Below are 21,023 nucleotides of genomic sequence, written 5' to 3' on the forward strand. Positions count from 1 at the left end.
ATTATCCTCCTCCATCACACCTATCTTCATGAAAACGCTTCAGACGATTTTTAATCATAAAAAGATTCAGTTTATAGTGAATATTCCCATCGATTGTAATAAAATAGTATTTTGTGAGGAGGAAGCACCATGAATCTAGTACGAACGACAGTGAATCATTTTAAGCCTTATTGGCGCATGCTTTTAGTTGCTCTTATTTTTTCTATTATCGGTGGTCTTTTTACCATCGCACCGCCCGTCCTTGTGAAGAAGCTTGTGGATGACGTGATCGTAGGCGGCGATCTTACCCTCCTTCTGTGGGTGGCGGCCGGGGTCCTCGGTGCCTACTTGGGGAAATCCCTATTTGAGACGATGCAGGAGTACGTTCAGGTGAAGATCGGCCTCGATGTGATCACCGACATGCAGATCCGGGCTTTCCGGAAGCTGCACCGCGCACCGATGTCATTCTTCTCGAGAACACCGAGGGGCGATATGCTCTTCAGGCTCACCCATGATGTCGAGTCGATCCAGAATCTGAACAACACCGTAGTGCCAAGGATCCTCCAGCAGGTGGTTGGAGCGGTGGCGGCATTCTCGGCCGTATTCGTGCTCTTCTGGCCGGCGGCGATTGTTATGTTCTGCGTCTTCGCCATCTATATCATCCCGTCCTTCACTCTGGGGACGAAGATGAGGAAGATGAGCGCCATTCAGCGCGATATGAGTGCAGACATGTATAATCATCTGCAGGAAAGCATCGAAAGCGTCCGGCTCGTCAGGACGTATCAGACACAGGATCAGGAAACGGGGGCACAGGAGAAGAAGCTGTCTGATTGGAAGATATTCTCCATCCGTGCAGCCCTGATCGGAAAGGTCAACTGGCGTCTCGGGAATCTGTTCAATATCGCGGCACCGGGTGTCGTCATGCTGGTAGGTGGCCTTGCGATCTGGAAGGGAAGCATCACAGTCGGGACCCTGGTCGCCTGCCTGACATTCATCCCCATCATGTTCCAGCCCGTCCGCTCCATGGCGGAGCATGCCCTGACGATCCAGCAGGCCATCCCGGCCCTTCAACGGATCTATGAATACTTCGATTTGCCGGAAGAACATGACGAGAACCTTCCTGCCTTCGGGGACGTCGTTGGGAAAATCGATCTTACGAATCTATGGTTCTCGTATCCTGGCAGTGATAAGCAGGTGTTGAAGGGCGTATCGGTCTCCTTGAATCCAGGAAGCCATATCGGGATCGTCGGTACGAGCGGGGGAGGGAAGAGTACCCTTGTCCAGCTCCTTCTCGGTCTGTATGAGCCGGATCAAGGATCTGTCGAGATCGACGGCAAGAATTTATATGAGTACAATCGCAACAGCTTCCGCCAGCAGGTCGGGGTCGTATCTCAGGAAACATTCCTCCTGAACAGCACCCTGCGTCAGAACCTGCTGTACGGTAAGCCCGACGCCACACAGGAAGAACTCGAGCAAGCGGTGGATGCCGCAGGGCTCAAGGAATTGATCGAGTCCCTCGATGAGCAGTACGACACCATCGTCGGGGAGCGTGGATTGAAGCTCTCAGGCGGGCAGCGCCAGCGCGTCGCCATGGCCCGTGCCATCCTGAGGCAGCCACCTGTCCTGATTTTTGATGAAGCCACGTCTTCATTGGACGGCGAGAATGAAGAAAGGGTTCAGGCTTCCCTGGAAGAACTGATTCCTGGCCGGACGACCATTACGATCGCCCACCGCCTCGTCACGGTGAGGAAGGCGGATGTCATCATCCTCCTCGATCAAGGGGTCATCGCAGAAAAAGGAACACATGAAGAACTCCTCATGCAGAGGGGTAAATACTATGAACTGTACAGAGCTCAGTACAGCGAACTGGAAAGGGAGCTGATCGGATGAGCGCCGGTACGGTTTCACCAAAGAAAAGCCGTGACGGCAGGAGGGTCCTGTCCTTCCTCCGTCCCTATAAAAAATGGGTGATCGCGGATTCCGTGGTCATCGCCATCTCTCAGGTGTTCTCTGCCCTGATCCCGACCCTGGCCTTGAGCTGGCTCGTGGATACGATCCTTCCGGGGGAGAACTCCACATGGCTATGGGGCCTGATGTGGCTGTTGATCCTTTCGGCGGTCCTCGACCTCGTCATGATGGTCATCGATGAATATTTCTGCCATCAGACCGCGAAGACTGTGACGAACTGGCAGAAGCTGAGGCTGTTCAGGCATCTTCAAGTCTTGCCGTATTCGTTCTACCACCATAATTCCACCGGGGAAATGCTCGCGAGGGTGTCGGATGATCCGGACACCCTGCATAACTTCCTTGCGTGGGAAGGATCCACGTTCATGGCAAGTGCTCAAGGTGTATTCCTCTACAGCATTGTACTGTTCTTCATCCACCCGTATCTCATGATTGCGAGTGTCGTTTTCGGTGTCCTCTTCTACTGGACGTCTAATCTTGTCGGTGCAAGGACTCGTGCGGCTTCAGCCGATGCACGGAAGGAAGCGTCACGCTACCTTGAGCGGCTGCGCGAGTCGGTGACGGGGATCCATCTTTCGCGGGTGTCGGGCGTATCCGATAGTGAAGTGGAGAGCGTCGTCGCCATCAGGGATACATTTGTCAAGCACTCCATCAAAGAGCTGAAGGCCCGCATGCAGTCCGTCGTGGTCGTTTCAAGCTACAATGGATTCGCCCTGGCCCTGGTTTATCTGATTTCCACGTTGTTGATCTGGGATAAGGGATTGACGAGCGGTCAGATGCTGACGGCGGGTGGCCTTGTCACCATCGCGGCGAATGAAATGCAGCGTCTCCTGCGGAACTGGCTGTCTGTCAGGCGGACGGGGCCGGCCCTCGACAGGTCGGAAATCCTTCTTGCTGAAGAAGCGTCCCGTGCAGAATCCACCAAAGGAGTCCGGGGTGACCGTTCCAAGGGAGAGATTCAACTAGAAGATGTGACCTTTACCTATCCGGGGAAAGAAGACGATGTGCTCAAAGGAGTCTCCTTCTCGATCAAACCGGGGGAAACCTGCGCCCTTGTAGGTCCGAGTGGCTCAGGGAAATCCACCATCGTCGATCTTCTGTTCAAATTTTATGACGCAGGAAAAGGAAGCATCAAGGTGGACGGCCGTGACGTGGCAGAGTGGGACACCGACTGGCTCAGGTCCCAGATGGCCATCGTCACCCAGGACGTCATGATGCGGAGCGGGTCTCTTGCTGAGAACCTGCGGATCGGTAAGCGGGATGCCACAGATGAAGAGCTTATGGAAGCCCTTGAAGCAAGCGGTCTCGGGGATCTGATCACCACGCTTCCCGACGGACTCGACACGCTCGTCGGGGAGAGGGGAAGTCTCTTGTCGGGCGGTCAGAAGCAGCGCTTATCCCTAGCCCGTGCCATCTTGAAGGATGCGCCGATCATGGTACTCGATGAAGCGAGTTCGGCTCTTGATCCGATCACGGAAACAAAGATCAATGAAGCCGTGCTCCGCGCCGGGAAAAATCAGACCATCATCATCGTCTCCCACCGGCTTTCCACTGTCCTTGCAGCCGATAAAATCGTCGTCCTCGAAAACGGCCGGATTGTGGAAGAAGGAACGCACGGCGACCTTCTTCTTCACCGGGATGGCGTGTACGCCAGACTGTTCGGCCGCGAAGCTGAAATCGGCGGTGCGACCGTCGGAGGCATATAGGAGTGAACCGGTCCGGACTATCCGGGCCGGTTTTTGTATGAACAGGGGTCGGAAAGCAGGGGCTTCCAGTCATGGAAAAACTTCCAGAGAAAAAATCGAACAAAAACAATCCATATAATGGTACAATGTTAAAATCGGAAGAAGATACCTCGTCTGCAGGTATCTTTTCTTATTTTGATTTAGGAGTACGTTATGAGAGAATTTCGCGAACGATTTCATAAAAGGAATTATTATACCGTGGCGGTTGTCTCCATCATTCTGATGATTATCGGGGTCATCGTGGATAATCCTGCAGGGTCTGGCATAGCAGTCCACGGGATCATGGTGGTCATCATTTCTGTCTGCCTTCTCCTGTACCCGACGCATGAACGGAGATGGCTCCGCGCCATCACAGTGCTGACGGTATCGATTTATTTTTATGCGCTGTTCTATATGTACCCTGGTACTTGGTCGGCGTTTGTGCTTCTTTGTTTCGTTCCGGCGCTTTCCATCCTGTTCTTCGATAAGAAGCTCTTCTACTCATCGCTTTCGCTGAACATATTCTTTGTTGCATGCATGGCCATGTATATCGGCTGGGTGGATAAGGGAAAGACCTATTCATTTTTTTACTCGGATATTCCCGGCAATCTGGTCAATTTCGTAGCCAGTCAGATCATCCTTTATTTCATCTTCTACCTGACAAACGGGCGCATCAAGAAACAGCGGATGTATTATGAAGAGGTGCAACAGGCAGAACGGATGAAAACGACGGGTCAGCTTGCAGCAGCCGTTGCCCATGAGATCCGGAATCCACTGACCGTGGTGAAAGGGTTCCTGCAGTATTACTCACAGGATGAGCATCTGCCGAAGGACTATAAGCAGAACTTCAGCCTCATGTTGAACGAGCTTGATACGGCGGAGCACGTGATTTCACAGTTCCTGTCCATCTCGAAACCGGAACAGACAGAAGAGGTCGACCGTGTCGACATGGAACAGATCCTGAGGGATGTGACAGAGCTTCTGTCCATGTACGGGATCCTTCATGACAACAGCATCGAGCTGGAGGTAGATGAACAGTGCTTGATCGCGGCCAATCCAATGGAAGTGAAGCAGTTATTCGTCAACCTGTTGAAAAACGCCATCGAAGCGTCTGATTCCGGAGAATCGGTGTCTGTGAAGGCGGCAAAGATTGGAAAAGATGTATTCATCACGATGACCGACCGCGGCAGGGGGATGACGAAGGAGCAGGTGGATCATCTTGGGACGCCGTTTTACTCACTGAAGAGCAAAGGGACTGGTCTTGGTCTCATGATCTGCTACAACATCGTCGAGCGCTACAACGGTCATATTCATTTTGAAAGCGAACCAGGGCAAGGTGCGACGGTCACTGTACGGTTCCCTCTGATGCAACGATAGGCATACACACATCCGCCCCGGAAGCATATGATATCGTGGATATTCATGCGAAGGGATTGAGTGATGGTGAGATGTATGCCTTTTAATCAGTCATACTGTTATGTGGAGCCGGCGATCGAAGCCGGGATGATGAGGGATGCCGTGCAGTACGATGAAACAGCGGATTTAGCGGCGGGAATCAGTTATAAGGCTTGTTCCGTAGAGCTGTACAGTCGATTGGTGAATGAAACGGATGACCGGGAGGCGCAGGATACCCTCCTTGAACTGATGGAAAATGAGCAGCGGATGTGCTGGCAGTTGACGAACTGGTATATGTCCCTGACGGGGACGGCTCCGGTATGCCATGTTGAAACCATTCCATTCAGCTCATATGAGGAAGGACTTCAGATTGCCTATGACCGGGAACTGAGCAGGTATGAAGAGTTTTCGAGAGTGGGAGCTTCAGGTCAGCATTCCCAGGTATATGGAGTACTGCTGAACGCCAACCAGGGCGGATGGGAGCACGCAAAGCGCCTTTGTGCCATCGGGGCAGGCAGGAGTCAGCGTGTCATCCTCAAGGATTATGGCCCGAATCCATTCTCCGTCAACATAGAGGAAGCGACACTGGAGAACAATACCTTCCGCACGGCCTTGTGGACGGGGAATCATCTGCAGGTCACCCTGATGAGCATCAAACCGGGAGAGGATATCGGACTCGAGATCCATCCCGATACGGATCAATTCCTTCGCCTCGAGGGAGGACAGGGGATCGTCCAGATGGGGGACCGTCCCGATCATCTTTATTATCAACAGCCTGTCAAAGATGCCTCTGCCATCATGGTGCCTGCAGGAACGTGGCATAATGTGATCAACACGGGGGCCACCCCGATCAAGCTTTACTCCATCTATGCCCCTCCACATCATGCGAGGGGAACGGTGCATAAAACGAAAGCCGATGCCGAGGCAGCGGAAAACCAGCCGAGACTTCCATATACAAATGGAGTCTGGTGGTAGAGAGGGCAGCTCCCAATGGGGGCTGTTTTTTGATTCTATCCCTCGCCGAGATCCTATACTTACAGTCTGGGAAATTGAAAACGTTCTCTTCCGGAAATTGAAACAAATGTATTGTAAATGGGAGAGGGCTCTGCTAAAATCAACAAGAATTTCAACGCAGTAGAAAGGTGTTCAAGCCATGACTCAACAACCACAAGGAAAAGAGCGGATCGCCCTTGCGTTCCTTCTCAGTATGCTCGGTATACTGGGACCTCTTAATATCGATATGTATCTACCCAGTTTTCCCGGGATTGCCAAAGACCTCGGAGCAAGCGCCTCGATGGTCCAGCTCAGTCTGACGGCCTGCCTCATCGGTCTTGCCATCGGACAGGTTATCGTCGGTCCCATCAGTGATGCACAGGGGAGAAGGAAACCACTTCTCATCTCGATCTTCCTCTTTGCCATCGCCTCCCTGTTCTGTGCCCTTGCACCGAACATCACCGTCCTGATTGGAGCGAGATTCCTTCAGGGCTTCACGGCTTCTGCTGGAATCGTCCTGTCCCGTGCCGTCGTGCGGGATGTCTTCACAGGGCGTGAGCTGACCAAATTCTTCGCGCTCCTCATGGTCATCAACGCCACGGCACCGATGATCGCGCCCATCACAGGTGGGGCGATCCTCTTGTTGCCGTTCGCCAGCTGGCATACGATCTTCTATGCCCTGTGCCTGATCGGATTCATCATTGTCCTCATGATCTTCCTGAAGCTCAAGGAAACCCTTCCGCCCGAGAGGCGGATCCCGAGTACGCTCGGCTCATCCGTGCGCACGATGGGAAGCCTCATGGTGGACCGCTCCTTCATCGGATATGTCCTGACGATCGGACTCATCCACGGAGGAAGCTTCGCCTATGTATCCGGGACCCCATTTGTCTACCAGGGGATCTATGGCGTGTCAGAGCAGGCATTCAGCATCCTCTTCGGCATCAATGGACTGGCCATCATCTCGGGAAGCTTCATCATCGGGCGCTTCAGTGAGTATGTAGGAGAACGCAACCTATTGAAGACGGCCGTGTTCGTCTCTGTAAGCGCGACTGCCATCCTACTGGTCGCGACATTTATCCAAGGACCGCTGGCCACCATCGTCATCCCGATCTTCCTGTATATGATCTCGATCGGAATGATCTTGACGAGTACCTTCACCCTGGCCATGGAAAAACAGGGACACAGGGCAGGAAGTGCAAGCGCCCTCCTCGGGATGCTGCCCCTCGTCGTCGGCGCCATCGTTTCTCCCCTCGTCGGGATCAACGAAGCTTCACCGGTTCCCATGGGAGCCATCCTGTTCACCACCGCCCTCCTAGGGGCCATCGCATTCTTCACGTTCACCAAAGAAGTACAAGAAGCATAAGGGTCTCCCTTGTGCTTCTTTTTTGATATCAGAAAATGGAAAAATATTCTCAAGATGTGATAATCAGTGATATGATGCAAGGAAAAGGAGTGTTCAACATGATTGCAACGATAAAAATAAACGATCCGTTCCAGGCACAAACCGTCTTATCCATGCAGCTCCGATCATACAAGGTAGAAGCAGGGCTGATTGGAACGGACGATATTCCCCCCTTAAAAGAAACCACCGAAGACCTGCAACAATGCGGAGAAACATTTCTTGGCTGGTTTGAAGACGGGGAACTATGCGGGGCGATTGCCTATAAAAAAGAAGAAAACGAGGTGGACATCCACCGTCTCATCGTAGATCCTGTGCACTTCCGCAAAGGCATTGCCGGAAAGTTACTGCAGGAACTGGAACGGACACATCCCCATTCTCTCTACAAAGTGGCGACAGCAGAGAAGAATCTTCCTGCCGTACGGTTTTATGAAAAATCAGGGTATGAGAAGGTCCGAACCCTCACTATCAATGATATTCTGACTCTGGTGTTCTTTGAAAAGGAGAGAAGGCTATAGCAATGAGCCATGAAGATGACTTAAAGATATGTACGTTCATCTCCTCTTCCATAAACGCTGATATAAACAGGTCTCGACCCCCATCATGGGAAGTAGGACCTGTTTTATATTAGAAAGATTGAATTTTCAGTCTTTTTACTTTATAATCAGTTTGAATCCGAGAGGGAAGCGATTTTTTTTAGGTAAAAGAGAAAGCGCTTACCCTAATCGGAGATCAGCGCAAAGAGTGGTGTCACCCTCGGCTCAATGCGGACAGAAGGGATGGGAGAAAATGAAGGCAATAAAGCCGATTTCGGCCGTCGTACTATCACTTGTGATTTCACAAAGCGCTCTTGGAGGGGTCCAGGTAGGGGCGAAACAAGGGGTGGATCCGGTACCGGAACCGCCGTCAGGCTACTTCATCGATACATATAAGAATAATGTGTCGGGCAATAAGACCCCGAGCAATCCGACGATCAGCGTCCTCTCACAGTACAACAGAATCTGGGAACCGGGGGAAACCTGGGATTCCGGTGTCGTACTGGATCAATCGGTCCATGAACATAATATTCAAACCGTGTTGGACAAGACGTCCTCCCGCACAAAGGCTCAAGCGGATGCTGCTTACCTCGATGACCGTGTGAGCCAGAGTTACAGTGCCCTTGATGGCCTCGGGTCCCTCACGGATATCTACAGGAAGGACGCCAACGCCACGACCACCATCACGGGAATTCCCGAAGATGCCCTGGTGAAGAAGTACACCGATGAGGGGACAGGGGCAGGGACAACAGACTCTGAGCTCGGACAGATGGCAGGGCTTGTGGAAACCCTGAGGGGAGAGTATTCGTCCACGAGTTCGGCAAAAGATTTCTACTCCTATAAACGTCCTTTCCGTTGGACCGATCCGTCCATTGTCGTACCGGAACTTCGTCCGACGCTGAAGGAGGACCCGACGAATGATGGTGGATTCCCGAGCGGGCATACGAACGCCGCCTATCTGACGGCACTCGCCATCGCCTATGCATTTCCTGAGCGCTATCAGGAAATGCTGACGCGCGCCTCGGAGCTCGGGGATAATCGCCTCGTTGCCGGCGTTCATTCACCCCTGGATGTGATGGGAGGTCGTACGATGGCCACGGCACTCGCCGCTTCCATCCTCGCAGATCCCGATAATGAAGCGCTGAAGGAAGGAGCTTATGAGGAAGCTCACACCAAGCTACTGACGCAAGATGGGAAAGCACCGGACCGATTTGCCGATAAGGAAGCCAATAAGCAGGCCTATCAAGAGAGGCTCACCTATGGTTTCAAACCCACCGGTTCCACCAAGAAGCCCATGGTCGTACCAAAAGGAGCTGAGGTGCTTCTCGAAACCCGTCTTCCATACCTGAGCGACGAGGATCGCCGTCGTGTACTATCCACAACGGGACTCTCCTCCGGCTACCCCCTTCTTGATGATTTGGAAGGATGGGGACGGTTGAATCTATATGCGGCTGCAGATGGATTCGGTTCATTTGAATCAAATGTCAAGGTGAAGATGGACGCCTCAAAAGGTGGATTCCATGCGAAAGATATATGGGCAAACGATATCTCAGGGAAGGGCTCCCTGACGAAAAAAGGATCAGGAGAATTGACGCTCACAGGAAATAACTCCTATAAGGGAGATACGACCTTGGATGGCGGGACCCTTGTCGCTGGATCTAAAACAGCGCTCGGAAAAGGCGATGTGGAGGTGGAAACAGGTACCCTTCAAAAAGAAAGTAAAGGGAAACTCGTCATCGATGGCGACTACAGCCAGTCGAAGAAATCCATGCTTGAGGTGGATGTAGATAGTCGCGAAGATGTTCTCGTCATCAAAGGGGAAGCGGAGCTCGGTGGCACACTCAAAGTACACTTCCCACGGGATCAGCGTCCGGGTAAATCCGTCACCGTCATGACCTACTGGAAACTGGATCGCCATAAAGTGTTCAATCATATTGAAACAACCGGGCTCCCAAAGGGAACCAAAGTGAAACCGGTCTATAAAGCTCACAGTCTAGAACTGAAGCTGATAAAATAAAAAGGATCAAGCCGCTCCAACACAGGAAGCGGCTTGATTTTTTTATTGTAAACATCTTTAAAAAGCGTAAAATGGATGGTAATACAAAATGTGGAAGGGGAGATAGAGATGAAGACAGAATTTACTGGAAGGGCTTCTTCTTATACAAAAGGAAGACCGCCTTACCCAAAGGGGATCCTTGAGCTCATGCGCAGTCTCGGAGCTGATGAACAATCACGGATTGCAGACATAGGAGCAGGAACAGGGCGATTGACACGCATGCTGGGAGAGCTCGATGCTTTTGTTACGGCCGTTGAACCAAGTGCTGACATGCTGGAGGAATACCGTCACACCTGCCGTGAGCTCCCACGCGTTACCTATATGGAAGCACCAGCAGAAGAAACCCGTCTGGAGACGGGAAGCGTTGATTTCATCACTGTTGCCCAGGCGTTCCACTGGTTGGATAAAGACCGGTGCCGCACGGAGTTCCAGCGTATCCTGAAACCGGGTGGCAGGGTCCTCCTTATCTGGAATTCAATGAAGGGTGATGATCCGTTCGTTCAGGCGTATTCCAATGTCTTGAAGGACTTCACCATCAAGCAGACGGCTGGGAATGCAAGCGGTGACCACCTTAAAGAGAAACGGGAATTTTTCGGATCAGACATCGAGATCGTACAAATGGGTAATGCCCATACCCTCGATGAAGAGGAATTGATACATCATGGTCTGTCACTGTCCTACACGCCTTCGGCCGATCATCCCGAGTATCAGTCATTCATCAACGCACTGGGAACGCTTTTCCGGGAGCACTGCCAAGAGGGAAGCCTGACCATTCCATATGAAACAGAAGTGACCATTGGGACATTCCAAGGAAGGAGACATGAAAGATGAGAAAAAGGAACTGGGTACCGGCACTCGTCATGATCCCGTTGCTTACGGCCTGCAACCAAGGCGTAGCGAAAGGGGACAAGGAGGTCACACCGGAAATGGACCGCGTTATTTCCACCTCCATCATCGAACACAATGAGCCTCTGCTCGATAAGACAGACGAACAATTTGAAGTACATAAGATTTATGGCACGAAGGAAGAGGACGGCACCATTGATGTATATCTCTACACTCTTTACGAAGGGTATGACCTGTCAACCGGTGACAAAGCCCAAACAGGGGCCTCTTTGCCTGCTCATATTGAATTAAAGGAAGAAGGAAATCAATACACCGTGGTGAAGTACGAAGAACCCGATGACGGAAGCACTCATCAATCTTCCCTTGAAAGTATGTTCCCTAAGAAGTTGGCGAAGAATGCCATGAAAGATGAAGGATCGGCCGCGGGTCTTGATCAAGACATGAAGAAAAAAGTCCACACCTGGCTGGAGGAGAGTTGAGAAATGAAAACCATCATCCAACATCAACATGCAATGGTCGAATGGGGAGCATCCCTAATGGAGATTGACAATACCCTGTGGCAAACCCCACTCAAACCAGGGAAATGGAACACAGGAGAAATCCTTGCCCACCTCATTGCGTGGGACGAATTCCTCCTGGATCATCGCCTGCAGGCTATCGGATCAGGAGAGAGCATGTCTCCTGCCCCGGAAGTGGATGCATTCAATCATGAGGCAGTCACACGGATGGAGAAGGCATCAAAAGCAGAGCTGGTCGGGCAATTTACCGGAACAAAGATGAGGATTATTGAAGAAATCAAGGAATTGAACGCTGATTACACCATGACCATTGGTGAAAAAGACATCACCATCGGTCGTTATTTCCTTGGACTGATGGAGCATGATCTTCATCATAAAGCGGAAATCGACGCATTCCTTTCAGATGGTTTCACCATTCAGCGGACGGAAGATGGCGAAGCAGCTAAAAGCATCTCAGAAAAGCTTTATTCCTTCAATCTCAAGCACTTTTCAGAAGACTTGAAAGGTCGATATGAAGAAATCACATTGACCCTCCTTGACGCAAATGGTGATATCAGGGGAGGCCTTGTGGGAGAAATCTGCTGGAACTGGATGGAGGTCAAGATCCTCATGGTGGATGAAGATCTGAGGGGAGGAGGTCATGGGAGCAGTCTCCTCCGAGAAGGCGAACGGATTGCCTCCTCAAGGAGCTGTGACTTCATCAAACTCGACACCCTCAGCTTTCAGGCGAGGGGATTCTACGAGAAGCATGGATATGACGTGTTCGGCACCCTTGAAAACGTCGGCAGGGACCATCGCCACTTCTATATGAAAAAGGATCTTTAAGGTGGACAAGATGGAAGAACTGCTCACCAAAGAATATGTGTTGAAGCATGGGGTGGAATTTGAGACCCAGCTCGAATATGGAGGGCCATACGGTCAGGGGATCGTAATCGTGGATGAAGACGGGGAAGAGCACCTTTTCACGGGTCTCGTCTATGATCTTCACAGTAATGGAGAGCTTGAGAGTTATTTTTATGTGTCAGGTGGGGTGAAGGAAGGACGCTATGTTGAATTTTACCCAAGCGGCGCTGTCGCATCCATCCGGACCATGCATAAGAGCGCTTCGCACGGACATCAGCTGGAATTCTATGAAAACGGCAGGGTGCGGGAGGAGTTTGAGAGCGTGGCCGGCAAGCGGATTACGTTCCGGACCTATGACGAAAACGGGAACGTACTGAAGGAGAAGACGGAGTGGACAGAGGAAGATAGACGCTTCGCGGAGAAATGGGGAAGAAAGTGAACCGATTTGCAGCCTGTGCAGATCGGTTCTTTTTTGCACCTTGAGAACTATGACAAACCTTTCACAAGTTGAATGAGATGATGGATGACACTTCCCTCACCGGACTTTCCGGCGTGTACGAAATAGAAGGGCCGGTAGACAACAAAAGGATCGATGGGGACAAGTTTCCCCTGCCTGAGCTCCTCTTTCACCATGGAAGTGGAAAGAAAAGCAATCCCAAGGCCCCGGATGGCGAGCTGCTTGATGAGGGAGTGGCTGCTTGCCTCGAGGATTTCCACAGGCTGGATCCGCTCTGATCGCAGGAGATCATCCGCATATTCACGCGTTCCGGAACCCAGCTCTCTCAAAATGATGGGGGACGATTCCAGGCTCATGCGATTGCTAGCAAAGAAACGGATCTCATCTCGTGCGATGACTTCTACCTGGAAGGGCTCGAGCCCCTTCGTCCCTTCCACAAGAGCAAAATCGATTTCGCCGTGATTCAGTTCCTCCACGATCGTCTCATGATTGTTGATCCTGAGCTGCAGATGGGCATGGGGGTACATCAGCTTCAGCTGTTTCACAAAGTCAGGGAGCAGGACATCGCTTACTGTATGCGTGGACCCGATCCGAAGATGGAACTCTTCCTTTTCATCATGGATGTGCTCCATGGAACGGGCGATTTCAAGCATCTTCTTTCCTTGTTCATATACCTTCTGTCCAGCAGGCGTCAATTGAAAGGCGGGTGAATTGGAAGAGCGGCTGATGAGGGCAACGCCGAGTGCCTGCTCGAGCTTCTTAATATGGACGCTCACCGTCGGCTGGGACAGATTCAGGAATTCACTCGTCTTCGTAAAATGCTGAAGCTGCGCAAGGGTGACGAACGTCCGGATCCAATCGATTTGCATAGGTGCACCTCCATTACGAAACGTAATAAACACTATTCGTATTATTCATTTCTATTATAAACTTCCCCACTGTATAATGAAAGGGAAGGAAGTGAACAGAAATGGAATGGATTTATTTTATCATCGGTGGTGCGTTCATCGGGATCCTGTCAGGGTTTTTCGGGATAGGTGGAGGAATCGTTTTGACTCCAACGCTCCTGGTCCTCGGCTATGACCCGAGTCAGGCAATCATCCTCTCCTTGATGCTGACCCTTGGATCCACGGTGACCGGCACGATTTCTCATATACGATTGAAAAATGTAAACGGACGACTTGCCATCATCCTCGGCATCGCTGGTGTGATCGGGTCAACGGTCACGGCGCCATTCGTGAAATGGCTTGAAGCATCAAATGGTGCATCCCTCGTCATCTCCATCGCCTATATTGCCATTCTTGGATGGTTCTCCTATCAATTCTTCAGGAAGGAGAAGTCGGATGCGAAACCGAAAGGCAAGGGTGCCGTTCCGGTGATCGGGTTCATCACAGGGGTCATTTCATCCCTCATGGGTGTCAGCGGTGGATTCGTCATGACGCCGCTCCTGTCAAAATGGATCAGGCTGGACCTGAAAAAAGCGATCGGAACGAGCATCACGGCTGCCTCCATCATCGTCCTGTCCGGGATCGGTTCCTACATGGCAGCAGGAGAAACACTTGACTATCGCCACGGCGTCCTTCTCATCGCAGGCGCACTGATCGGAACCCCGATCGGCTCAACCCAGCTGAAGAACTTTGCAACGGATAAGGTGAAACGCATGCTCGCATTTCTGTATATCATCGTAGCAGCAAGCGTCATCCTCAAGCTGCTTCAGATTCCGACCCTATCCCTGATTCTGATAGGTGCTGCCATGGTTGCCTTTTTCGCGGTCTTGATCAACAAGCAGAGAAAAGAGCCAAGTGCATCAGCTTAGGTAAAGAGAAGAAGCCCGCGTCATCGGACGCGGGCTTCGTTTTTATGTTGTAGCGGTGATGGAACGGGCCATACGAAACCAGTTTATATAAACCAAGATGATGAAAAATATACTGATCCCTAAGGGAAGCCCATAATGGGGTCCCTCGAACACGGTATTATAAAAGTCGATCGGGGTCATGGCAATGGCTGCGACCATACTGATTAAGGCTAGGATGATCACAGATAGCCTGCGATTACCGGCATTCCGGATAATAAACAGTGCAGTGGTGCACAGCAGCCATAAGCTAAGGACGAGTAGTGCATGAGAAATGCGATCCTCGAGATGGGTGTGAAGAAGGTATACGACAAATGATAAGATCGCTATCGCCACAATCGGGATCACCATGAGAATATTCAGCTTCACCAAAGCGGGTTTGCGGACAATGTCTTCTTTTACTTCTAAAAATGATATGACACTATAATAAGACAGCGCACCTAAAAGCAGGGATAAAACAAGGATCATACATACCACTCCATATTAATTATTCTTGTATAATAATACATGGGTTTTCTGGAAAAATCTATAGAAAACCTGCTCCCTATGGTATGATGGAAGAAGTGTTTTGAAAGAATATCCATGAACTGAAACTCTTGCCGGTGTTGAACCGTATAAGAATATGGAACATCATTGCCTAGAATTCACGTAGGGAGCTTAATGCTGTATGGACTTGGAATCAGTAGAACAAATCATCGCCAATTATGGCTATATAGCCGTCTTTTTATTACTCACACTGGGGATCGTCGGACTGCCTGTCCCGGATGAGGTCCTGATGATGCTGGTCGGATATTTCACAAATGTCGGGACCCTCAACTATGAACTGGCCGTATTGTTCAGTTTTGGTGGGGCCCTTGTCGGGATGACCATCAGTTACTTCATCGGCTACAAAGCCGGTCGACCGTTCCTTGATAAATATGGGAAATGGGTCGGACTGAAGGAAAAGCGTATGCGAAGGGTTGAAAAGTGGATGGAGAAGTACGGATCGTATTCCTTGATCATCGGCTATTTCATTCCTGGCGTACGGCATATCACCTGCTATTTTTCCGGGATTGCCCGCATGGATCTTAAACAGTACTTCCTGTTCGTTGCCATCGGATCCCTTCTTTGGACGTCGGTCTTCATCACCATCGGGAGGCTGGCGGGTGTCATTACACTATAAAATTGTAAAAGCCAACGGGACCGGTCTCGTTGGCTTTTCTAGTTCAATTTTTTGATGATGTTATGGTTTTTATGAAGTAAGGGCCAACAGTGTGAGCTAAAGGATTAGTGAGATAATGGTGAATGGTATAATAGTTCACAGGTAAACTAATATTTGCAAATGGATTGTGACCGTGTTATTCTGTTTTTGTTCACTAGTAAACATAAAGGAGTTTGTTGCATGAAACAAATCATTTATGAATCGTATCTAGAATTACTTCACCTGAATGAGCAGAAAGCCGATTCAATTCAATCTTTATTCGGCATCTACCTTAACAAAGATGAACCACTTGATCTTTTACCTGGTAACATGACGAGCATCCACGTCATTCAGTGCATCGGTGACCATGAACCCATCAATCATAAGGGGATTTCCCGAACGATGATGATTTCCAAGGCTAACATCACAAAGGTTACCCGCAAACTGCAAGAAGATGGGCTGATTAGGGCGGTGAAACTGAATGATAACAAAAAAGAAGTCTACTATAAGCTGACACCCGAAGGCAGGAAAGTCCACGACATGCACATGAAGCTTCATAACGAGAAAAAAAGGGCGTTCATGAATATGATCGAAGCATTTTCAGTGGAGGAACAACGGACCATTGCATCGTTTCTGGAAAAAATGACCGAGAGCATAAGGCATGAACATGGCCAACTCTAAGACTCGTTCACGCAATCAATCAATTTTGTATCTCATGTCCCTAGTAGCTTTCTTTGCTTCGCTTAACCAGAATATTTACACCCCATTGATTCCCTCGATAAAGGAATATTTTCACATTAACGGTCTGGCTGTAAATAGCACAGTATCGCTCTTCATCATTCTTACAGCCATTATACAACTGATCATGGCACCGTATTTGGACCGTACAAAGACAGGACATATACTTGTAGGAAGTCTCGTGCTCGTCGCCTTGGCGAGTCTCGGCTGCGCTTTGTCCCAAGGTTTTTATGCTTTTCTTTTTTTTCGGTGCCTACAAGCCATTGGTGCCGCATCTTTGCCGTTGATCGCGGTGATTACCATCATGGGTGAAACTCCTGAAGTAAAACAGGGGGAGGCGATGGGGACTTATCAAATGTTCCTCTCCATAGCACCGGCGGCTGCACCGGTTCTCGGAGGAATCATCGGTGCCAGATATGAGTTCCACGGTGTGTTCTGGTTCCTGGCAGGGCTAAGCCTCTTATTTTTATTCCTGAACGTACGACGAAGGAATACGACCGTGAAAAAAGAAAAATTGCACCAATCCCTAAGGTATTTGGATTTAATGCGGGATCCGGTCGTATTTGTGATCCTTTCGCTCAGTCTAGTGGTTTTCCTAGTGTATATGGCGATCCTTGTATTTCTCCCGGAGCTCCTCGCCGACCGTTTTCATATCGGACTGAAGTGGATTGGTTTTCTTTATGTGCCGGTAACGGGAAGCATAGTAGCAGGAAGCTACCTTTTTAAAAAGGTGAAATTGAACTTTTCCCATGTTATGGGCGCTGTCTCTGTGAGCTTGATCCTTTTCGCGCTAATGGATCAATGGTTGCTGCCTCTCACCCTTTTCCTTCTCATATTGTTTGGAATGGGCCTGGGAGCAGCAACCCCTCTCTTTGCCACATTACTGACATCCCGTTACAAGGAAGGAAAAGGCAGCATCATGGCGCTGTATAATGTAACTCGCTATATCGGCATGGGGGCAGGGCCGGTCGTATTCAGCCTTTTCTACAGGGAGATGGGGGAGAAAGGGACATTCCTGATCCTATCGGCACTTTTGCTTGCCTTGAGCTTTTCCTTTTATTCAGTCATCTCCTCTAGTAAGAAGAAATACCCCATCTAAAGGGGAGGTGCTTGCCATGCCCCTTTACTTCTGGGATTATGGAAAAGCGGGTTAGCGATCTTTTTCGTTGTCGTCAAGTAATTGAGTGATTTCCTGAAGCAATTCAATCTGCCGGTCCTGTTTTTCCTGGACACGTTTTGAATGGTCCCTGATTGCTGAAATCATAAATCCGAAACCAAGAATCAAGGTAAGAATGACTAAGCTAATGATACATATGCACTCCAATCGATTATTTTTGGGAGGTACTAAAAATGGAAAATGAAAAACTCGATAAACGTTCCCTGCAGGCGGTCTCCCTCACAGCCGTCCTGCTGGTGGCCTCCATTCTCGTGTTCCCGATCGGGAAGCTTGTGAAAGCCGATCTGTGGCTGCCCATAACCTTGTTTGCCTTGATTGATGCGGGGTTCATCTTGGCTCTCTTCATGGGGATGAGGTCACAACAACGCTTCGTGAAGCTGTTCAGCATCCTGGCAAATGGCGTTTTCATCATCGTAACCAGCTTCATGATCTATCTGCTGCTCATTGCCAACGGGATATCCGAGCCGTGATTTCTTTATAAAAGGGTATCCAGGAAGTGCTTGATCTCCTGGTAGACCATCACTTCATTGTCATGCTTCGAGAAGCTGTGGCCCTCGTCTTCCAACAGGATATACTGGACGGGGATCCCGCGCTCCCGTAGTCGTCCGACGATCCGCTCCGATTCCTCAGGGCGAACTCTCGTATCATTCTTCCCATGTATGATGAGCATAGGACCCGCCATATCCTCTACATACGTGATCGGGGACTCAGCAACAAGCTTTTCGCGCTGCCCGACGGGATCACCCACCAGATTGATGATCAGGGGCTTTAGTGTCTCCGGAGCTGCCTCCACGTAGGAAATCAAATCCGAGATTCCAAAGATATCAACGGTCCCACAGAAATACTCCGGGTGTCTGCCAGACAGAAGAAGGCTCATGTAACCACCATAGCTCCCGCCCATGACTGCGATCCTGCCTTTCTCCGCAAGCCCCTCGGCAATCAGCCAATCCATCCCGGCTACGCAGTCAAGCCTCGGCCCGACGCCCCAATCACCTTCCACCCGTTTCATGAACGAAGCCCCGTACCCGACACTACCGCGGAAATTGGGGGCAAAGATGGTATACCCATTAAGCGCCAAGTACTGCAGGAGGGGGCGATCCTTCAACCGCTCCGATTTCTGTGGACCACCGTGCGGCCATAACACGGTCATGCCGTTTGGCTCTTCCGGTTGGTAAAGAATCCCTTCAATCGTCAGTCCGTCGAAGGAGGGGTACTCGACAGCCACCGGTTTGACCCGCTTTGTTTTCACCGTATAGGGAGTCAGGCAATCCCAGCGACCGTCCAGACCCATTTGGTAGATGGCGTCGGACGCATGGGCAGAGCTTCCCAGAAGGAGAAGGGTGCCGTCCGATGTTGCCTTCAGTTGATTGAAAGTATCGCAGGGAGCGTCGATTCTTGTGCAGTTTCCTTCCTCAGGGAAGTAACGATGCAAATGATCCCGTACCCCTTTCTCTGTTGACAGAATCAACCCATCCTGCGCCTTGCAGAGCCCCTTCATGTTCTCCCCCTCAATCGAGAGTTCCTTTGTAAACAATCCGGTAGAAGGTTTATACGAAGCAAGATAGTGAAAATCCGCATCATAATCTGTCAGGAAATAGATCCGATCGTCTCCGTCGTATAGGACATCCTGAGTGCTGTATGGACCTGCAGCATCCGGAATCAGAGGCTGACTGACTCCCTTCACCATGCAGTACGCCGGCACATGGGTATTGGAGTAGGAATCCGTATACACATAGGACGATTCATCGGGAGCGACAGCGGCACAAACGACAGGTGCCGTTTTACCTTCCCGCACAAGGTTCTTCGTCCCAAGGCAAACATCATACCGCATGACATTAATGAGCGGATTCAAATGATTAGTGGAATAGTAAATATGCCCTTGTGAAGTGAAGCAGGCAAAGTAGGCCGTCGACCCAGTTTCTTCCTCGGATAAAGGAATGATTTTCCCATCATCCATCACTCGGTGCCACTGGTAATGCTCATCTCCATCCCAATCGAATGTTGCAAACACACTCCCATCATAGGTGAAGAGGCTAGAACTATGCTGATTTGAGAATGTGAGACGGTTGGTCTCAAGGGAGTCGAGGCAGAGTTCCCACACATCATAGGAACCTCCGTGGTTCGTACTGATCAGGATGCGCCTTCTTTCGTCATCAACTGTGAAACAGGCGATTGCGGTCGTTTGGTACAGGTCTTGAATGGCTATCAATGTCATCACTCTCCATAATAGATCGTCATGGTAACGGGAACACCTTTCACCCCGCAGTCATTCACGGTACGAGCTGTTATCCGGTTCATGCCTTCCACCAGGCTCCAAACCAACTCATTGTGATAAAGAACAATGGCGTCACCTGCATCGATGGAAACTTCATAATGGCTGAAGGCTTCCGCCGTATGGATGAAGGTGAGCCTGTAGTCAGGCTTGGCAGATAGAAGGGGAAGGAAGGCTTCGTATTCCTCTTCTGTTTGGATGTTATAGTCCTGGATCAGTTTTGGAAGATCCTTCTTTTCCTTGTATTCAAAAAGGATCATTGTATGATTCAGAGCAGGGTAGAAGTCACCTTTATTGTTGGTGTAACTGGCATGATCAAGCTCCATTGATTCAAATGCTAGATGTTGCTCGCTTCCTTGTATCGGAAGGGTCATCCGGATGGAGTGCCCATGGGCAAAGCGATTCGTCCGAACATATCCCACATATTCCGAAATGAAAGAAGAATATATATCCCGCGTTTCCTGAGATGGAATGTGGAAGCGGACGTTTTCATGATTTTCCACAAGCTCAAGGTAGCTTAGTGGCAGACCGTCCTTCTCTGCATGGCAATTAAACTGTGGATCTAAAAAAATCCACTTATCCAGCTGATTCGACCAAACCTCGGTTCCCATATGGCCTTTACCAGTTCCTCCATAATCAGCATCAATGCTAAGGAGATTCACACTTCTGGCAGGATGCCCGAAAGCAATCAACACGTCCCTGGTAACCGAAGCATATTCCACGCACCGAAAGCGTTCCCCTGATGCCGCACGCTTCAGGATATCAAGAGTGGAGCTGCCAGCAGGCGCCTGATTGATTCCATGGTGATCCCACTGCCTGTGAACCCAGTGCATCGCCTCATAGAAAAAGGTCGGTTCATGACTAAGTTGGAAGTCTTTGTTCCCCAGCACATACTCACGTAATTTTTTTCGCTCTTCTGGGTTTAAGAGATCAAGATGATGATGGTTCATTTCATTGAGATGTAGATTGGTTGATTCGATTATTTTGATTTTCTTCAATCTGTTTTCCTCTTTCCTATTGAATGCATCACCTTTGTAAAAAGAAAAGGGAGGAGCTAGAATCTTACCGTAATGGGGATTCACTCCACGCAAGC

General features: G+C 50.1%; 20 protein-coding genes and 1 pseudogene. 17 read left to right on the forward strand and 4 right to left on the reverse strand.

The genetic code is table 11. The annotated features are described in order from the left end of the window. Positions 1-129: 129 nt before the first annotated feature. The 12 genes and pseudogenes from K6T23_RS06050 (at position 130) to K6T23_RS06105 (ending at position 12,693) form a co-directional block, all read left to right on the forward strand. Complete coding sequence (locus K6T23_RS06050; protein ID WP_238283915.1) at positions 130-1,869, forward strand: ABC transporter ATP-binding protein; 1,740 nt, start codon at positions 130-132, stop codon at positions 1,867-1,869. Next, entirely contained in the window at positions 1,866-3,650 is a 1,785-nt protein-coding gene (locus tag K6T23_RS06055; RefSeq protein WP_238283916.1) for an ABC transporter ATP-binding protein, read from the forward strand. Before K6T23_RS06050 ends, K6T23_RS06055 begins: the two co-directional genes overlap by 4 nt. Positions 3,651-3,842: 192 nt before the next feature. Beyond that, a complete protein-coding gene (locus tag K6T23_RS06060) occupies positions 3,843-5,045 on the forward strand; it encodes a sensor histidine kinase (protein WP_238283917.1) in 1,203 nt (400 codons plus the stop codon). Positions 5,046-5,120: 75 nt separating this feature from the next. Continuing rightward, entirely contained in the window at positions 5,121-6,038 is a 918-nt protein-coding gene (locus K6T23_RS06065; RefSeq protein ID WP_238283918.1) for a cupin domain-containing protein, read from the forward strand. Between the two features lie 178 nt (positions 6,039-6,216). Then, entirely contained in the window at positions 6,217-7,419 is a 1,203-nt protein-coding gene (locus K6T23_RS06070; protein ID WP_056534241.1) for a Bcr/CflA family efflux MFS transporter, read from the forward strand. A gap of 98 nt (positions 7,420-7,517) precedes the next feature. Beyond that, on the forward strand, positions 7,518-7,973 hold the full coding sequence (locus tag K6T23_RS06075) for a GNAT family N-acetyltransferase (protein WP_148985186.1): 456 nt from the start codon (positions 7,518-7,520) through the stop codon (positions 7,971-7,973). Between the two features lie 271 nt (positions 7,974-8,244). Further along, positions 8,245-10,008, forward strand: coding sequence for an acid phosphatase (locus K6T23_RS06080; protein WP_238283919.1), 1,764 nt, complete (start codon positions 8,245-8,247; stop codon positions 10,006-10,008). A 108-nt stretch (positions 10,009-10,116) separates the two neighbouring features. After that, positions 10,117-10,878 carry a class I SAM-dependent methyltransferase gene (locus tag K6T23_RS06085; protein WP_238283920.1) on the forward strand — a complete coding sequence of 254 codons (762 nt, stop codon included), beginning with the start codon at positions 10,117-10,119 and terminating at the stop codon, positions 10,876-10,878. Beyond that, entirely contained in the window at positions 10,875-11,372 is a 498-nt protein-coding gene (locus K6T23_RS06090; RefSeq protein ID WP_238283921.1) for a hypothetical protein, read from the forward strand. Before K6T23_RS06085 ends, K6T23_RS06090 begins: the two co-directional genes overlap by 4 nt. Positions 11,373-11,429: 57 nt before the next feature. After that, a pseudogene (locus K6T23_RS06095) lies at positions 11,430-11,786 on the forward strand (DinB family protein); the annotation flags it as partial. Continuing rightward, positions 11,766-12,236, forward strand: a complete 471-nt coding sequence (locus K6T23_RS06100) for a GNAT family N-acetyltransferase (RefSeq protein WP_420493503.1) — start codon at positions 11,766-11,768, stop codon at positions 12,234-12,236. The pseudogene K6T23_RS06095 and the gene K6T23_RS06100, both read left to right, overlap by 21 nt. 10 nt (positions 12,237-12,246) lie before the next feature. After that, the gene (locus K6T23_RS06105) at positions 12,247-12,693 is read left to right on the forward strand and encodes a toxin-antitoxin system YwqK family antitoxin (protein ID WP_238283922.1); all 447 of its coding nucleotides are present in this window, start codon (positions 12,247-12,249) and stop codon (positions 12,691-12,693) included. A gap of 47 nt (positions 12,694-12,740) precedes the next feature. Here K6T23_RS06105 and K6T23_RS06110 read toward each other — a convergent pair whose 3' ends face one another. Further along, on the reverse strand, positions 12,741-13,580 hold the full coding sequence (locus K6T23_RS06110; RefSeq protein WP_238283923.1) for a LysR family transcriptional regulator: 840 nt from the start codon (positions 13,578-13,580) through the stop codon (positions 12,741-12,743). 101 nt (positions 13,581-13,681) lie between these two features. Between K6T23_RS06110 and K6T23_RS06115 the strand changes: the two genes are divergently transcribed. Continuing rightward, positions 13,682-14,527 (forward strand): sulfite exporter TauE/SafE family protein, encoded by an 846-nt coding sequence (locus K6T23_RS06115; protein WP_053428191.1) that lies wholly within the window; start codon positions 13,682-13,684, stop codon positions 14,525-14,527. Positions 14,528-14,569: 42 nt separating this feature from the next. On the opposite strand, the gene K6T23_RS06120 is transcribed toward K6T23_RS06115, so the two are convergent. Next, complete coding sequence (locus K6T23_RS06120) at positions 14,570-15,031, reverse strand: hypothetical protein (RefSeq protein WP_238283924.1); 462 nt, start codon at positions 15,029-15,031, stop codon at positions 14,570-14,572. A gap of 205 nt (positions 15,032-15,236) precedes the next feature. On the opposite strand from K6T23_RS06120, the gene K6T23_RS06125 reads away from it, so the two are divergent. The 4 genes from K6T23_RS06125 (at position 15,237) to K6T23_RS06140 (ending at position 18,128) form a co-directional block, all read left to right on the forward strand. Next, a complete protein-coding gene (locus K6T23_RS06125; protein WP_238284388.1) occupies positions 15,237-15,725 on the forward strand; it encodes a DedA family protein in 489 nt (162 codons plus the stop codon). Positions 15,726-15,944: 219 nt separating this feature from the next. Then, positions 15,945-16,424, forward strand: coding sequence for a MarR family transcriptional regulator (locus K6T23_RS06130; protein WP_238283925.1), 480 nt, complete (start codon positions 15,945-15,947; stop codon positions 16,422-16,424). Positions 16,425-16,458: 34 nt separating this feature from the next. Continuing rightward, complete coding sequence (locus K6T23_RS06135; RefSeq protein ID WP_238284389.1) at positions 16,459-17,580, forward strand: MFS transporter; 1,122 nt, start codon at positions 16,459-16,461, stop codon at positions 17,578-17,580. Between the two features lie 251 nt (positions 17,581-17,831). Further along, complete coding sequence (locus tag K6T23_RS06140) at positions 17,832-18,128, forward strand: hypothetical protein (protein WP_079515208.1); 297 nt, start codon at positions 17,832-17,834, stop codon at positions 18,126-18,128. 5 nt (positions 18,129-18,133) lie between these two features. Here the strand turns inward: K6T23_RS06140 and K6T23_RS06145 are convergent, their stop codons facing one another. Further along, on the reverse strand, positions 18,134-19,867 hold the full coding sequence (locus K6T23_RS06145; protein WP_238283926.1) for a S9 family peptidase: 1,734 nt from the start codon (positions 19,865-19,867) through the stop codon (positions 18,134-18,136). Between the two features lie 5 nt (positions 19,868-19,872). Then, positions 19,873-20,928 carry a transglutaminase-like domain-containing protein gene (locus K6T23_RS06150; protein ID WP_238283927.1) on the reverse strand — a complete coding sequence of 352 codons (1,056 nt, stop codon included), beginning with the start codon at positions 20,926-20,928 and terminating at the stop codon, positions 19,873-19,875. Positions 20,929-21,023 lie beyond the last annotated feature (95 nt).

The organism is Rossellomorea marisflavi, assembly GCF_022170785.1.
Classification (GTDB): Bacteria; Bacillota; Bacilli; order Bacillales; family Bacillaceae_B; genus Rossellomorea; species Rossellomorea marisflavi_B.

Bases quoted from the DNA above. Each gene is read 5' to 3' on its own strand.
- K6T23_RS06050 (WP_238283915.1), top strand. From the start codon at position 130: ATGAATCTAGTACGAACGACAGTGAATCATTTTAAGCCTTATTGGCGC.
- K6T23_RS06055 (WP_238283916.1), top strand. From the start codon at position 1,866: ATGAGCGCCGGTACGGTTTCACCAAAGAAAAGCCGTGACGGCAGGAGG.
- K6T23_RS06060 (WP_238283917.1), top strand. From the start codon at position 3,843: ATGAGAGAATTTCGCGAACGATTTCATAAAAGGAATTATTATACCGTG.
- K6T23_RS06065 (WP_238283918.1), top strand. From the start codon at position 5,121: ATGCCTTTTAATCAGTCATACTGTTATGTGGAGCCGGCGATCGAAGCC.
- K6T23_RS06070 (WP_056534241.1), top strand. From the start codon at position 6,217: ATGACTCAACAACCACAAGGAAAAGAGCGGATCGCCCTTGCGTTCCTT.
- K6T23_RS06075 (WP_148985186.1), top strand. From the start codon at position 7,518: ATGATTGCAACGATAAAAATAAACGATCCGTTCCAGGCACAAACCGTC.
- K6T23_RS06080 (WP_238283919.1), top strand. From the start codon at position 8,245: ATGAAGGCAATAAAGCCGATTTCGGCCGTCGTACTATCACTTGTGATT.
- K6T23_RS06085 (WP_238283920.1), top strand. From the start codon at position 10,117: ATGAAGACAGAATTTACTGGAAGGGCTTCTTCTTATACAAAAGGAAGA.
- K6T23_RS06090 (WP_238283921.1), top strand. From the start codon at position 10,875: ATGAGAAAAAGGAACTGGGTACCGGCACTCGTCATGATCCCGTTGCTT.
- K6T23_RS06100 (WP_420493503.1), top strand. From the start codon at position 11,766: ATGGAGCATGATCTTCATCATAAAGCGGAAATCGACGCATTCCTTTCA.
- K6T23_RS06105 (WP_238283922.1), top strand. From the start codon at position 12,247: ATGGAAGAACTGCTCACCAAAGAATATGTGTTGAAGCATGGGGTGGAA.
- K6T23_RS06110 (WP_238283923.1), bottom strand. From the start codon at position 13,580: ATGCAAATCGATTGGATCCGGACGTTCGTCACCCTTGCGCAGCTTCAG.
- K6T23_RS06115 (WP_053428191.1), top strand. From the start codon at position 13,682: ATGGAATGGATTTATTTTATCATCGGTGGTGCGTTCATCGGGATCCTG.
- K6T23_RS06120 (WP_238283924.1), bottom strand. From the start codon at position 15,031: ATGATCCTTGTTTTATCCCTGCTTTTAGGTGCGCTGTCTTATTATAGT.
- K6T23_RS06130 (WP_238283925.1), top strand. From the start codon at position 15,945: ATGAAACAAATCATTTATGAATCGTATCTAGAATTACTTCACCTGAAT.
- K6T23_RS06135 (WP_238284389.1), top strand. From the start codon at position 16,459: ATGTCCCTAGTAGCTTTCTTTGCTTCGCTTAACCAGAATATTTACACC.
- K6T23_RS06140 (WP_079515208.1), top strand. From the start codon at position 17,832: ATGGAAAATGAAAAACTCGATAAACGTTCCCTGCAGGCGGTCTCCCTC.